The 14,640-nt window shown below is 34.1% G+C and carries 14 protein-coding genes and 2 pseudogenes; 11 read left to right on the plus strand and 5 right to left on the minus strand.

The features are described from left to right. Genes thrC through BHU61_RS03885 form a run of 3 tightly spaced genes read left to right on the plus strand, consistent with a single transcriptional unit; the run spans nucleotide 1 to nucleotide 2,795 of the window. Entirely contained in the window at nucleotides 1–1,062 is a 1,062-nt protein-coding gene (thrC, locus tag BHU61_RS03875; protein ID WP_111714767.1) for a threonine synthase, read from the plus strand. Next, complete coding sequence (thrB, locus tag BHU61_RS03880; RefSeq protein ID WP_111714769.1) at nucleotides 1,063–1,947, plus strand: homoserine kinase; 885 nt, start codon at nucleotides 1,063–1,065, stop codon at nucleotides 1,945–1,947. 47 nt (nucleotides 1,948–1,994) lie between these two features. Then, entirely contained in the window at nucleotides 1,995–2,795 is an 801-nt protein-coding gene (locus BHU61_RS03885) for a Cof-type HAD-IIB family hydrolase (RefSeq protein WP_111714770.1), read from the plus strand. A gap of 44 nt (nucleotides 2,796–2,839) precedes the next feature. Here BHU61_RS03885 and BHU61_RS03890 read toward each other — a convergent pair whose 3' ends face one another. Beyond that, entirely contained in the window at nucleotides 2,840–3,703 is an 864-nt protein-coding gene (locus tag BHU61_RS03890; RefSeq protein ID WP_170122443.1) for an oxidoreductase, read from the minus strand. Between the two features lie 112 nt (nucleotides 3,704–3,815). Here BHU61_RS03890 and panB point away from each other — a divergent pair, with 112 nt between their 5' ends. Genes panB through panD form a run of 3 tightly spaced genes read left to right on the plus strand, consistent with a single transcriptional unit; the run spans nucleotide 3,816 to nucleotide 5,878 of the window. Further along, on the plus strand, nucleotides 3,816–4,637 hold the full coding sequence (gene panB, locus BHU61_RS03895) for a 3-methyl-2-oxobutanoate hydroxymethyltransferase (protein ID WP_275542448.1): 822 nt from the start codon (nucleotides 3,816–3,818) through the stop codon (nucleotides 4,635–4,637). Nucleotides 4,638–4,639: 2 nt separating this feature from the next. Beyond that, a complete protein-coding gene (gene panC / locus BHU61_RS03900) occupies nucleotides 4,640–5,494 on the plus strand; it encodes a pantoate--beta-alanine ligase (protein WP_111714775.1) in 855 nt (284 codons plus the stop codon). Then, a complete protein-coding gene (panD, locus tag BHU61_RS03905) occupies nucleotides 5,495–5,878 on the plus strand; it encodes an aspartate 1-decarboxylase (RefSeq protein WP_111714777.1) in 384 nt (127 codons plus the stop codon). Between the two features lie 26 nt (nucleotides 5,879–5,904). Here the strand turns inward: panD and BHU61_RS03910 are convergent. Together BHU61_RS03910 and BHU61_RS03915 are read right to left on the minus strand one after the other, a co-directional pair. Continuing rightward, nucleotides 5,905–6,221: pseudogene (locus BHU61_RS03910) on the minus strand (hypothetical protein). Between the two features lie 74 nt (nucleotides 6,222–6,295). Then, nucleotides 6,296–7,735: an amino acid permease gene (locus tag BHU61_RS03915; RefSeq protein WP_111714779.1), complete on the minus strand. Its 1,440-nt coding sequence runs from the start codon at nucleotides 7,733–7,735 to the stop codon at nucleotides 6,296–6,298. 264 nt (nucleotides 7,736–7,999) lie between these two features. Between BHU61_RS03915 and BHU61_RS03920 the strand changes: the two genes are divergently transcribed. Then, a complete protein-coding gene (locus BHU61_RS03920; RefSeq protein ID WP_111714781.1) occupies nucleotides 8,000–9,478 on the plus strand; it encodes a catalase in 1,479 nt (492 codons plus the stop codon). A gap of 342 nt (nucleotides 9,479–9,820) precedes the next feature. Here the strand turns inward: BHU61_RS03920 and rpmG are convergent, their stop codons facing one another. Together rpmG and BHU61_RS03930 are read right to left on the minus strand one after the other, a co-directional pair. After that, nucleotides 9,821–9,970, minus strand: a complete 150-nt coding sequence (gene rpmG, locus BHU61_RS03925) for a 50S ribosomal protein L33 (RefSeq protein ID WP_096076614.1) — start codon at nucleotides 9,968–9,970, stop codon at nucleotides 9,821–9,823. Nucleotides 9,971–10,003: 33 nt separating this feature from the next. Continuing rightward, complete coding sequence (locus BHU61_RS03930; RefSeq protein WP_111714782.1) at nucleotides 10,004–11,200, minus strand: GTP-binding protein; 1,197 nt, start codon at nucleotides 11,198–11,200, stop codon at nucleotides 10,004–10,006. A 265-nt stretch (nucleotides 11,201–11,465) separates the two neighbouring features. Here BHU61_RS03930 and BHU61_RS03935 point away from each other — a divergent pair, with 265 nt between their 5' ends. The 4 genes and pseudogenes from BHU61_RS03935 (at nucleotide 11,466) to guaC (ending at nucleotide 14,625) form a co-directional block, all read left to right on the plus strand. Continuing rightward, on the plus strand, nucleotides 11,466–12,404 hold the full coding sequence (locus BHU61_RS03935; RefSeq protein WP_111714784.1) for a metal ABC transporter solute-binding protein, Zn/Mn family: 939 nt from the start codon (nucleotides 11,466–11,468) through the stop codon (nucleotides 12,402–12,404). A gap of 121 nt (nucleotides 12,405–12,525) precedes the next feature. Next, nucleotides 12,526–13,170 (plus strand): annotated as a pseudogene (locus BHU61_RS03940) (CobW family GTP-binding protein); the annotation flags it as partial. 15 nt (nucleotides 13,171–13,185) lie between these two features. Then, nucleotides 13,186–13,455 carry a 30S ribosomal protein S14 gene (gene rpsN / locus BHU61_RS03945; RefSeq protein ID WP_099577858.1) on the plus strand — a complete coding sequence of 90 codons (270 nt, stop codon included), beginning with the start codon at nucleotides 13,186–13,188 and terminating at the stop codon, nucleotides 13,453–13,455. 186 nt (nucleotides 13,456–13,641) lie between these two features. Continuing rightward, nucleotides 13,642–14,625, plus strand: a complete 984-nt coding sequence (guaC, locus tag BHU61_RS03950; RefSeq protein ID WP_111714786.1) for a GMP reductase — start codon at nucleotides 13,642–13,644, stop codon at nucleotides 14,623–14,625. Nucleotides 14,626–14,640 lie beyond the last annotated feature (15 nt).

Consider the following 14,640-nt stretch of genomic DNA (forward strand, 5'->3'; position numbering starts at 1 on the left):
ATGAAAAGATGGAATGGATTACTAGAAGAATATAAAGCCTATTTACCGATAAATGAAAATACACCATCACTTACATTGAATGAAGGAGGAACACCATTAATTCATATGCCATTTCTTTCTGAATTACTGGAAAATGAAGTGTATGTAAAAGTTGAGGGTGCAAATCCTACAGGTTCTTTTAAAGATAGAGGTATGGTGATGGCTGTTGCTAAAGCAAAAGAAGAAGGTAAGGAAATCGTTATCTGTGCATCTACTGGTAATACTTCAGCATCTGCTGCAGCTTATGCAGCCCGTGCTGGATTAAAGACTGTCGTTGTCATTCCGGAAGGAAAGATTGCGATGGGGAAACTTGCACAGGCAATTATTTATGGCGCTGAAATTGTATCGATTGAAGGCAACTTTGATGAAGCGTTAAATATCGTTAGAAAAGTGAGTGAAATAAGAGATGATATCGCACTCGTAAATTCAGTTAATCCATATCGTCTTGAAGGACAAAAAACTGCAGCTTTTGAAGTGATAGAACAACTTGGTGCATCTCCAGATATTTTAGCAATTCCAGTAGGGAATGCCGGAAATATTTCTGCATACTGGAAAGGTTTTAAAGAGTATGCAGAAAAGCATAATACTTCATTACCTCAAATGTTTGGTTTTCAGGCTGAAGGTGCGGCACCTATTGTAAAAGGTCATGTGATTGACAAACCGGAAACAATTGCTACAGCGATTCGTATCGGAAATCCTGCAAGCTGGAAACTCGCTGAAAATGCACGAGATGAATCTTCAGGATTAATAGATGCAGTAACTGATGAAGAAATTTTAGAAGCTTATCAACTCATTACGAGTAAAGAAGGTGTATTTGCTGAACCAGGTAGTAACGCAAGCATCGCAGGTTTAATTAAGACGCATAAAGCTGGTAAACTCCCGAAAGGCAAAAGAATCGTCGCAGTATTAACAGGTAACGGACTAAAAGATCCACAAACAGCGATAGATACTATAGAAGTACAACCTAAAGTATTAAAAAATGAAGAAGAAGCTATCATAAAATATATTGAGTCGGTGATTTAAATGTTATATATAAAAGTACCTGCATCTACATCGAATTTAGGACCAGGATTTGATTCATTGGGGATGGCAGTTAATCTTTATTTAGAATTAGAAGTTTCAGAAAGTGACGCGTGGAATATCCAGCATTTTGGTGAGGAACTTGCTGGTTTAGAAAATAATGAGGAACATTATATACGTAAATACTGTTCATATTTTATGGAAAAATTTAATTTACAAACAAAATCCTTTACTGTTGTTATGCATACAGATATTCCTTTAGCAAGAGGTTTAGGTAGTTCAGGTTCAGCTTTAATTGCGAGCCTTGAAATCATTGATTATTTTTATGGGCTGGATTTGTCGAAAGAGGAAAAAGTAAGTCTATTATCTGAAATTGAAGGTCATCCTGACAATGTTGCACCAAGTGTATTGGGTGGTGTTGTGGTAGGCTATTATAATGCACATCACAATACTACAAGAACATTGCAGGTTCCTGTCATTGAATGGCCGATTATGGTGGTTATTCCAAACTATGAACTAAAAACAAGTGAAGCACGTGAAGCCTTACCTGCAAGCTTACAATATAGTAAAGCTGTTGAAGCAGGTGCAATTGGAAATATGCTCATTGCAGCATTGTACGCAAAAGATTACGTTACTGCTGGTCAAATGATGATGCAGGATGTATACCATGAACCATATCGTAAACATTTAGTGCCACATTATGAAATGGTGAGAGCAGCAATTACCGGAGATTGTTTTGCATTTTTAAGTGGTGCAGGCCCGTCCATCTTTGTCGTATGTCATCCAGATCATTTCAATGAAAACTTTAAACAACTCAATCAGTTACAAAATTGTGAAGTTAAACACATTCAAGTTGATGTTAATGGTGTTATTGCATACGAAAAATAATTATTTTATGATACGATAACTTTATTAAATGATATGGAGTGAAGAAAATGCAATATAAAATGATTGTTTTAGATATGGATGATACGCTTTTAACATCTAACAATACTATTCTAGATTCAACGAAAGAAGTATTAATAGAGGCACAGGAAAAAGGCATCAAAGTGGTACTTGCATCTGGAAGACCAACTGGTGGTATGCTTGTTGCTGCAAAAACTTTAAAACTTGCTGAATATGGATCATACATCTTAAGTTATAATGGGGCTGAAGTAACAGATATGCAAACAGGAGAACGTATTGCAGAGACATATGTCAGCAAAGCGTCGTTCGATGAAGTTTATGATTATTTAAAGGCACGTGATGTCTTTGTTTTAACATATATCGATAACACAATCGTTTATGAAGGCACACATGAATACATGAATGTTGAACATGAATTAACAGGTCTGCCGATGCAGCCTGTTGATGATTTGAAAACATTTGTACAGATAAATGTTCCGAAATTAATGGGTGTTGATGATATCGATAAAATTAGTGCGATGAACGAGACAATCGGTGGTAGATTTAACGATGATATCCATGCTACGACTTCTAAACCATTCTTCCTTGAGTTTATGAATAAAAATGTATCTAAAGGTAAAGTTTTAAAACAGCTCGTTGATAAGTTAGACATTCAACCAAGTGAGGTTATGGCTTTCGGAGATAGTAATAACGATAAGGATATGCTTGAATTTGCAGGACTTGGTGTTGCAATGGGTAATGCAAATGACAATATAAAAGCAATCGCGGATGTTATAACTGACGATCATAATCAGGATGGAATCGCACGTATTGTTAAACAATATTTATAATAATAAAACGCAGGTCATCAAATTTATTATGACCTGCGTTTTTTTCAACGGTTATATTGATATCCTTTTAAGAGTGCATAAACGATGTCTAGTAAAGGGGTATTTAGTTGATGATGTCTTGCACGTGTATAAATATATCCCTGAATAAACTCAAATTCTGTTAATGCATTTTCTTGTACATCATAGTACATCGATGTGCCCATATGATCAGGATAGCCGTTATATATATTTAATATTTCATCTATCGTATCTTCATTAAATGTCAATCCGTCTTTATTTGCCACTGCGATACCTTCTTTTAATAACTGATTTAAAACTTGATTAACTTCCTCTACTTTTAATACTTGTGCGGTATTTTTCGTTAATGCTGTCATTGAGTTGATGCCAAGATTAACAAGCAGTTTAAACCAGATTTGTTGAAGATAATTATCGCTAATCGTTATATCAAGGTCTGTATTTAGAAATATCGATTGCAGTTTATTAGTATGCGCATTGTTCGGCAATACAAGTCGATTATCTCTAAAATATATTACGATATCATCTTTTTTCTGTCCGCTAATATAGACGACTGCATGGAAGGTGTTAGGATGCGTTATTCGCTCTGTTTGAGAGTAACCATTCTGGCAAATGATAATAATTGTTTCAGGGTGCGTTATATTCTCAATATAGGGTACGATGTCTTTTAATGTATATGCTTTTGTTGTAATAAATATGACATCGTATTTTTTAGATGATTCTTTTAGCATTTGTGTTTTGTAGGGTAACGATATTTTTTTATTATCTATTTGTAAGTTGATGTCTCTCTTATTTGTCGCAAATATATCGATATTAAGAGATTTATCTTTTGATATTAGATGCAGTATAATACTTCCGACAGCACCAGCACCAATAATTGCTATATTCTTCATCATAATTCTCCTCGTATAATAAATTATTTCATTAATATATTATTATATTAAACTATACACATACTCCTTTACACACTATAATGTATATACTATGAAAAAAGGTGTGAAGAATTTGAGAACGACTCAAGATTTATACAAGATGAAACAGAACGGTGAAAAGATTACGATGCTGACTGCATATGATTATCCGAGTGCAAGACAAGTTGAAAAAGCAGGTATTGATACAATACTTGTTGGAGATAGTCTTGGTATGACAGTGTTAGGATATGAAACGACAGTGCAGGTTACACTAGATGACATGATTCATCACGGACGAGCAGTGCGTCGTGGTGCGCCGAATACATTTGTGATTGTCGATATGCCGATAGGTAGTGTCGGCATTAGTATGGAACAAGATTTGAATAATGCATTAACGTTATATCAAACAACAAATGCCAATGCAATTAAAGCAGAAGGTGCACATTTAACAGATTTCGTTGCACGTTGTAAACAAATTGGGATACCAGTTGTCGCGCATTTAGGATTAACGCCACAATCTGTTGGTGTTATGGGTTATAGTGTACAAGCGAAGACTAAAGATGCCGCAACACAACTCATTGAAGATTGTAAAGCGATGGAGGTTGCAGGTGCCATCATGATCGTATTAGAAGTGATTCCAAGCGACTTAGCTAAAACAATTAGTCAGACGGTGAATATTCCGATTATCGGTATCGGTGCAGGAAATGGTACGGACGGGCAAGTACTTGTATATCATGATATATTACAATATGAACAAGATCACCGTGCGAAATTTGTTAAAGTTTATGGTGACTTCTCGACAGGCGTAGATGCGATAAAACAATTTAATGAAGAAGTAAAATCAGGCGTATTCCCAAGTGAGGAATACACATACAAAGCAAAAATTATGGATGAATTAAATAAAGGTGAGGTTTAAAATTGACAGTAAAAGTAAAGACGATAAAAGAAATGCAAGCAATTGTAAAATCTTTAAAAACTGAACAAAAATCAATCGGACTCGTGCCAACGATGGGTGCTTTACATGAAGGTCATATGACATTAATGAAACGTGCACAAAGTGAGAACGATGTTGTCATAGCAAGTGTATTTGTAAACCCATTACAATTTGGGCCGAATGAAGATTATGATGATTATCCAAGACAAATCGATCAGGACCAAGCATTATTAGCTGAGAACGGTATTGATTATGTATTTGCGCCAGAACCAGAAGAAATGTATCCAAGTCCATTGCAAATACAAATGACAGTAGGTGCAATGGCGCAAGTATTAGAAGGTGCGAAACGACCTGGACATTTTGATGGTGTTGTTACAGTTGTAAATAAATTATTTAATATAATTCAGCCAGATCAAGCTTACTTCGGTAAAAAGGATGCACAACAGCTTGCGATTATAGAACAAATGGTTACAGAGATGAATCATTCTGTTGAAATAGTAGGGATAGATATAGTGCGTGAACAGGATGGGTTAGCGAAAAGCTCGAGAAATGTGTATTTAACTGAAACAGAAAGATTAGAAGCTGTGGCACTTTCACAAAGTTTACAAATTGCAAAAACTTTGTTTGATAACGGCGAGCGAAATGTTGAAGTAATTGAATCTGCAATAAAAAAATATTTAACAGCGCATACAGCTGGTAAGATTGATGAAGTTGCAATTTATAGTTACCCTGAATTAAAACAAGTTGAAAAAATTGATACACAAGTGTTCATTTCATTAGCAGTGAAATACAGCAAAGCACGATTGATTGATAATATTATTTTAAAGGATGATAAATAAGTGATTAGAACAATGATGAACGGTAAGATTCACCGTGCACGCGTTACAGAAGCAAATTTAAATTATGTTGGCAGTATTACAATAGATCAGGACATATTGGATGCAGTTGATATGTTACCAAATGAAAAAGTACAAATCGTAAATAATAATAACGGTGCGCGTCTTGAAACGTATGTTATTTCAGGAGAAAGAGGAAGTGGCGTTATTTGTTTAAATGGTGCTGCAGCCCGTTTAGTACAAGTTGATGATATTATTATCATTATTTCTTATGCACAATTAAACGAAGAAGAATTGAAACATCACGAACCTAAAGTTGCGATAATGGATGAGAATAATAAGATTAAATCATTGCTGCATGAAACTGCACATACAATCGTTTTATAAATAAAGAGACGTCAAAAGACGTCTCTTTATTTTGGCGTATGTGTCCATGTATTGCTTCCGCGTAGTCGTTTTGTATGTGCAAATAGATTATCAGCTGCATAATCTTCATTGTATATACTGATATATCATAAAATACCATATGATCTTCAAATGGTTCAGAGAGATAAGTATCTTTTAAATGTTCAAATAGACGGTGCATTGCTGTACTATCTAAACTTGGATATTCTCTTAATATTTTTTTGATGATTTGTCCATTCTTTTCGTAGACACCTTGTACGACAATAACAAATTTTTCATCTGTTTTTAATACATTATCAAATAGGTTCGTTTGTCCTGCACTCATCTTAATCACTCCTTTGTTACTATAATTATACAAAGAAACCCTTTACAATGTACAGTACATTGTAAAGGGTGATTTTATAGCTGATGTTCATCTAAATTAATTTTTTGTGCTGGGATAACATTAACTTTACGTATAACTTTATAAGAGAAATATACGGCTAACGCAATAATTAACGGTAAGAATGATTCAAACACTTTAACCCAGTTCATTGCCTGAATATCAGCAAATGATTGACCAATCATCAAAAATGCAATTGTTATGAGAACAATTATCGGACCGACTGGATATAGTGGTGCTTTAAATGGTAACAGCTGATCAACACTTTTTCCTTGTGCTTTTATTGCCTGACGTAATCTTATGTGACTGATAATACTAATTGACCAAACAATCAAGACAAGTGAACCGACCATGCTCAGTAGCTTACCATAACCACCCATATTTATATTGGCATAAATTAATATGATAATGATAAATGCTGTTGTTACAAGTAACGCATTGAACGGCATTTTATTCTTATTTAAATTCCCTAAGAAACGAGGAGCCTTACCATCCTGACTTAAAGAAAAGAGTAATCTGCTTGTTGCATATAAACCTGAGTTACCAGCACTTAATACAGCTGTTAAGATAATAGTATTCATAACTGATGCTGCAAACAGAATGCCGACCTTTTCAAAGATAATCGTAAATGGACTCATCGCAACATCGCTATTTTGATTTAATAATCTCGGATCCGTATAAGGAATGATACAAGCGATAATAAATATAGAACCGATATAGAATAACAAAATTCTCCAGAAAACTTGCTTGATTGCTTTCGGCATCGATTCTTGTGGATTTTCTGATTCTCCTGCAGTTACTGCTACTACTTCAGTACCACCAAAAGAGAAACCAGCAACAACGAGTACCCCAAGTAAACCAAGAATACCATTATGGAACGGTGCATCTCCGATAGTGAAATTTTTAAATCCGATCGGTTCTCCACCGATAATCCCGAAGATTAATAACAATCCCATGATTAAGAAGATTATAATTGTCGCCACTTTAATAATACTGAACCAGAATTCAGCTTCACCAAATGATTTTACTGAAAATGCATTTAATGCAAATAATAAAGCTAAAAATACAAGACACCATATAAAAGGATGAAGACCTCCAAAAATTTGCCAGTAACTTAAAACTTGTGAAGCGGTTAAAATATCAACACTAGTTACTAAACTCCAGATAATCCAATATAACCAACCTACAGTAAATCCTGCAGCAGGATCGATAAAACGACTTGCATAAGCATTAAATGCACCTGATACTGGATAAAATGTTGCAAGTTCTCCAAGTGCTGTCATCAGAAAATAAATCATAATTCCGATAATTGCATAAGCGACAATAGCACCACCAGGACCAGCCTGTGAAATTACAGCACCACTTGCCATAAATAGACCTGTACCAATAGAGCCTCCGATCGCAATCATGGATATATGACGCGTTTTTAAATCTCTGTCCATCTGTTTCTTTTCCATAACAACACCTAACTTTCTTTCGTTGATTTATAAAGATAAAAGTAATATGTTTTATATTGTATGACTATTCTAAAAATTTATCAAGCAAAAGTTTTAATGCGTCTATGCTTTTATGCGTTAAAGCAAAAAGAAATCCATTTATGACGGCATTTTCACTAGTAAAAAAATTTAAGAAACAATTAAATTGCATTATTATATTTTCTAGATTATAATAATTATAAATAAGACCTATTCTAATCGTTATCAACAAGGAGGAAAAATTATATGACAGAAAATAATAATCAATTAAGAGGTTTGTTTGGTGCACCAGTTGGCGATAGAGAAAATTCTATGACAGCAGGGCCTCGTGGTCCTTTAGTAATGCAGGATATTTTCTTTTTAGAGCAGATGGCACATTTCGATCGTGAAGTTATTCCTGAAAGAAGAATGCATGCAAAAGGTAGTGGCGCTTATGGTACTTTTACAGTAACACATGATATCACAAAGTATACAAATGCTAATATTTTTAGTGAAGTTGGTAAACAAACACAAATGTTTGCTCGATTCTCAACAGTTGCAGGTGAACGTGGTGCAGCAGAAGCAGAACGTGATATCCGTGGATTTGCACTAAAATTTTATACTGAAGAAGGTAACTGGGATTTAGTCGGTAATAATACACCGGTATTCTTCTTCCGTGATCCTAAGTTATTTGCTAGTTTAAATCACGTTGTTAAAAGAGATCCAAGAACAAATATGCATAATCCGGAAAGTAACTGGGATTTCTGGACATCATTACCTGAGGCTTTACACCAAGTTACAATATTAATGAGTGATCGTGGTATTCCAAAAGGGTTCCGTCATATGCATGGATTTGGTTCTCATACTTACAGTATGTATAACGATGCTGGAGAGCGTGTATGGGTGAAATTCCATTTCAGAACTGAGCAAGGCATTGAAAATTTAACTTCAGAGGAAGCAGCACAAATTATTGCGACAGATCGTGAATCAAGTCAACGTGACTTATACAATGCGATTGAAGCGGGTGACTTCCCTAAATGGAAAATGTATATTCAGGTGATGACTGAAGAACAAGCAGGAAATCATAAAGATAATCCATTCGATTTAACGAAAGTATGGTATAAAGGTGAGTACCCATTAATACCAGTTGGGGAATTTGAATTAAATAGAAATCCTGAGAATTATTTTGCTGAAGTGGAACAAGCTGCATTTGCTCCGACAAATATTATCCCAGGTTTAGATTTTTCACCTGATAAAATGTTACAAGGTAGATTATTCTCATATGGTGATGCGCAAAGATACCGTTTAGGTGTTAACCATCATCAAATTCCAGTAAACGCACCAAAAGCAGTTACTGGTGGATGTCCATTCTCAAGAGATGGTGCAATGCGTGTAGATGGTAATTTAGGTAGCCATACAAATTATTATCCTAATCAGTATCAACACCATCAGGATGATGCAAAGTATAAAAAACCTGCACTAGCAGTTGATAGTGCAGTATACGAATGGAACTTTAGAGAAGATGATGATAATTATTTCGAACAACCTGGAAGATTATTTAATATTTTATCTCCAGAAGAACAAAAACGTTTATTTATCAATACAGCTAATGAAATGAAAGATGTTTCAACACCAATTAAACATCGTCATATCAGACACTGCTATAAAGCAGATCCATTATACGGACAAGGTGTAGCAGCTGCCATGAATATTGATATTAATGAAGTTGATTTAGTAGGGGAATAGAAGTATTTTTAAAGCCTGCACCCAATTTGGGTGCAGGTTTTGTTTGTTTTAATTGTAAGTGTCGTCAAAAGAAGTTTGAAGTCACTTACTAAATGAAATTGAAAAAAGGTTTGAGTAAGTGTCGTCAAAAGAAGTTTGAAGTCACTTACTTAACGAAAATGAAAAAAAGGTTTGAGTAAGTGTCGTCAAAAGAAGTTTGAAGTCACTTACTTATTTAATCTCTATAATTATGATCAATAATATGTTCAGACAGCATGAATGTAATTAAAATAGGCATCCGCAACCGGATGCCTTGTGTCGTATTGATATATAACCGCAATAATATTGCACGTTTAACGATAATTATTTTGTTTCGCGATGTAAAGTGTATTTTTTTAATCTTGGGCTGTATTTCATTAATTCAATACGCTCAGGATTATTTCTTTTATTTTTCTTTGTAATATAGTTACGATCTCCACATTCTGTACAAGCTAAAGTTACATTTACTCTCATTTTTATGCTCTCCTTTAAATTTTATTTAATATTTTATAAAACAACATCGGCTTCAACTGGTTCGGCAACTGTGAACTGTGGAAGCGGATCATTAAATGTTGACCAATCTTGTTTCATCTCATCATCAGTTAACAGGCAATTATCTAAATCCTGAATAATTTGTTCTTTATTCATCTCAATGCCAATGAATACGAGCTCAGTTTGACGGTCACCAAATTCATGATGCCATCTGACTTTCAATGTAGGGTCTTCCAGCATTTCTGCTTTAATATCTGCTTCATTATAAGTTGCAATCCATTCACCGGCACCTTGTATTTGCATAGAATTTCCTGCCTGAGAAAGTAAACCGCACATATTATTTCGAGATGCTAGCCAGAAGAAACCTTTTGAACGAATAATATCTAATGAGAAATGTTCTAGGAAATGCATAAATCGCTCTGGATGGAATGGACGCTGTCTTCTATAAACAAATGAAGCTATCCCGTATTCTTCTGTTTCAGGTGTGTGTTCTTCATTTAATTCTTTTATCCAGCCTGCTGCCTGACTGGCTTTATCGAAATCAAATAGTCGTGTATTTAAGATGTTATCTAATGTAATATTTGAATGCTCAGTACGATAAATTTTAGCATCAGGATTCAATTGATGCAGTAATGCTTCTAATTCTTTTAAATCTTCAACGTGTACAAGGTCACACTTGTTTAAAAGGATGACATTTGCAAATTCAATCTGATCGATCAATAAATCGATGACTTCACGTGTGTCAGTTTCGTCGTTCGCCATTTTACGATCTATTAAAGAATCACCAGATGCATAATCGTCCCAGAATCGATTGGCATCTACAACGGTTACCATCGTATCTAAAATTGTATTATCAGCTAGATTTATATTGAGCACTTCATCATTTAAAGTTAATGTTTGTGCAACAGGTACAGGTTCTGAAATACCTGTAGATTCAATAACAATATAGTCTAACTGATTGTTTTTAACTAATTTATCGATTTCGATTAATAAATCTTCTCTTAATGTGCAGCATATACAACCGTTTTGAAGTTGTATCATTTTTTCGTCTGTACGTGACATGTGTACTAAGTCAGCATCGACATTCACTTCACTCATATCATTAACAATTACACCGATTTTTTTATTTTCATTATTGGTAAGGATATGATTGAGCAACGTCGTTTTACCACTACCTAAGAAACCACTTAATACTGTAATAGGTACTTTCAAAATCTTGCCTCCAATTCGTAATCTTTACGATTTATAATGATACGCCTTGAATGAATTTTTGTAAAGCTTTTTTATTAAATTTTTCTTAATACTTTTTCTTCTATATAATGGAGATATTACTTGCTATAATAAAATGTATTTATATAGACCTTTATATTGGATTAAAATGACTTAGGGTTAAAAAATAAAAAATTAGTGATTGATTTCTTATTAAATAAGGTTTAGAATGTTAAAGCGTAATGATTACGAAATAGGAGATGAACGTATGAAGAAGTTATTTTCATTATTATTAATTGCAACATTAGTATTGATGGCTGCATGTGGTAATAAAAGTAGTGAGAAAGAGTCTGGCGATAAACTACAGGTTTATACTACTGTCTTTCCATTTAAAAGCATGATAGAACAAATTGGTGGTGATCATGTCACTGTATCGAGTATCTATCCAAATGGTATCGATATACATACATATGAACCAACACAAAAAGATACGATGCGTATTGCAAAAAGTGACCTTTTCTTTTATTCAGGTGATGAATTAGATCAGGTGAGTGCTAAAATAGCGAAAGTTATTAACAAAAAGGATAAGACAGTTCAACTTGCAAAAGATATCGATGAGCATGATTTATTAGCGGGAGAGGAACATGATCATGATCATGAAGCGGACCATGAGCATGACCATGGCGCACATGACCCACATGTTTGGCTTGATCCAGAAATGAATAAATCATTTGCAAAAGTGATTAAAGATGAATTAGTTAAAAAGGATAAAGAGCATGAAAAAGAATACACAAAAAACTATGAAAAACTTGTAAAAGATATCGATGAAATAGATAAACAGCTAAAAACAATTACAAAAACTAAAAAGCAGGATACAGTTTTTATTTCACATGATTCAATAGGCTATCTTGCTAAACGTTACGGCTTTAAACAGGAAGGGGTTTCAGGTATGAATAATGAAGAACCTTCTCAAAGTGATATTATTAACATGATTAATCATATTAATAAATCAAAAGCAACAGTAATCCTATATGAACAAAATATTCCTACAAAAACAGTTGATATTATTAAAGATAAAACGAATGCTACTGCTGTGCCATTCCACAATATGGCTGTGTTAACAGATAAGGATAAAAAAGATGTAACATATCAGGATCTCATGAAAACAAATATTGATTCATTAGATAAAGCACTTAACAATAAATAAAGGTTTTATAAAGTAAATTAATCTTTGAAATTTGGGTTCGGTATAGCCGGACTCAAATTTTTTATTTTACATGCATAGTATGGTATGCTATATTATAAATCGTAATAATTATGATTTAGGAGATTTAAATGATGAAGTTGACAAAGAAAAACTAATCCAGGTCTTAAGAACACTTCAACCCACAGCGCGCTTTATTGAAACAAGTCATTCACAAGTAGATCCGAGCGAGATACTTAATACCAATTTATTTGATTTTGAAACGGCTGCTAATTCTGCAGGATGGATTAAAGAACTTACAGAAGGAGGACATCATACGCATACACCAGAAACAGAGGAGTATGGTATAAGTTCATTTGTTTATCATAGAACATTACCTTTTCATCCGAAACGTTTTTATGATTGGTCACAATCAATGGATGTATCAATTGTCAGAGCAAAAGGAATAGCTTGGCTCGCAAATTATAATACTGTCGCATGTTTATTCTCACAAGCAGGGCCGTCAGTAGAAATTAATCCAGTAACATTTTGAGTAGCTGCAATGCCAAAAGATGAACAAGATAGAATATTAAGTGAACGTCCTGAAGTATTACAGGGCTGGGATTTGGAATATGGTGACAGACATACAAAAATTGTGATTATCGGGACAGATTTAGAACAAGAAAAAATAACAGCAGAACTTGATGCATGTTTATTAAAAATGAATGAAATTGATGAAGCGTGGGAAAGTTTTGCTGATCCTTATGGATGGCAAATCAGAAAAATATAAATTAAAGGAGAAATTATGGCTAAAAAATCAAAAATTGCAAAAGAAGCTAAAAGACAAGCATTAGTAGAACAATATAGAGAGAAAAGAGAAGCATTAAAAGCAGCAGGAGATTACGAAGGTCTTCAAAAATTACCAAGGGACTCAGCACCTTCAAGACTTACTACACGTTGCCAAGTAACTGGAAGACCGAGAAGTGTTTATCGTAAATTCGGATTGTCTAGAATAGCTTTTCGAGAACTAGCACATAAAGGACAAATTCCAGGTGTTAAAAAAGCGAGCTGGTAATCAATATAAAACAAGAACAAAGACGAATGAGTTAATTTAATTCATTCGTCTTTTCATTGTATATCACTTTACTTTTATTCTAAACAGTAGTAAAGTTTCCATTGGATAAATGATAATAATAAAATTTTATTAATGAAAAATTCTATATTATTCATAAAATATAACAAATGATTAGAGGTTTTAAATATGCAGGATGTATTTGATTATGAAGATATTCAACTGATACCTAATAAATGTATCGTAAAAAGTCGTTCTGAATGTGATACATCAATTCAGTTTGGTCCATTACGTTTTCGAATCCCAGTTGTACCGGCAAATATGCAGACAGTTATCAATGAAGAACTTGCTGAGATGTTTGCTCAAAATGGCTATTTTTATATTATGCATCGATTTGATGAGGCAGCAAGATTACCATTTATCAAGAATATGCACGAAAAAGGTTTATATGCATCGATTTCAGTAGGTGTAAAATCATCCGAATATGATTTTATTAAAACGCTGGCCAATGAAAATATTGTACCTGAATATATCACAATTGATATTGCACATGGCCATTCTGATCAGGTCATTGAAATGATTCATCATATTAAAAAGTTGATACCGGAAACATTCCTGATAGCAGGTAACGTTGGTACACCAGAAGCGGTTCGTGAACTTGAAAATGCAGGAGCAGATGCTACTAAAGTTGGTATCGGACCAGGTCGGGTGTGCATTACAAAGATAAAAACTGGCTTCGGAACAGGTGGATGGCAACTTGCAGCATTAAGATTATGTTCAAAAGCTGCGCGTAAACCATTAATTGCCGATGGTGGCATTCGTACGCATGGCGACATCGCTAAATCCATTCGTTTTGGTGCTTCCATGGTGATGATTGGATCATTACTTGCGGCGCATGAAGAATCACCAGGAGAAATGATTGAAAAAGATGGTAAACACTATAAAGAATATTTTGGTAGTGCATCAGAATTTCAAAAGGGCATACGTAAAAATGTCGAAGGTAAAAAGCTATTCGTTGAACATAAAGGTTCCTTAAAAGAGAAACTCATAGAAATGGAACAGGATATACAATCATCAATTTCATACGCAGGTGGAAAAGACCTTAAAGCAATAACAACGGTAGATTATGTTATTGTGAGAAACTCTATATTTAATGGAGATACTGATTATTAAGCAATTCGTACAGAA

This window comes from Macrococcus epidermidis (assembly GCF_003259695.1).
Lineage (GTDB): Bacteria > Bacillota > Bacilli > Staphylococcales > Staphylococcaceae > Macrococcoides > Macrococcoides epidermidis.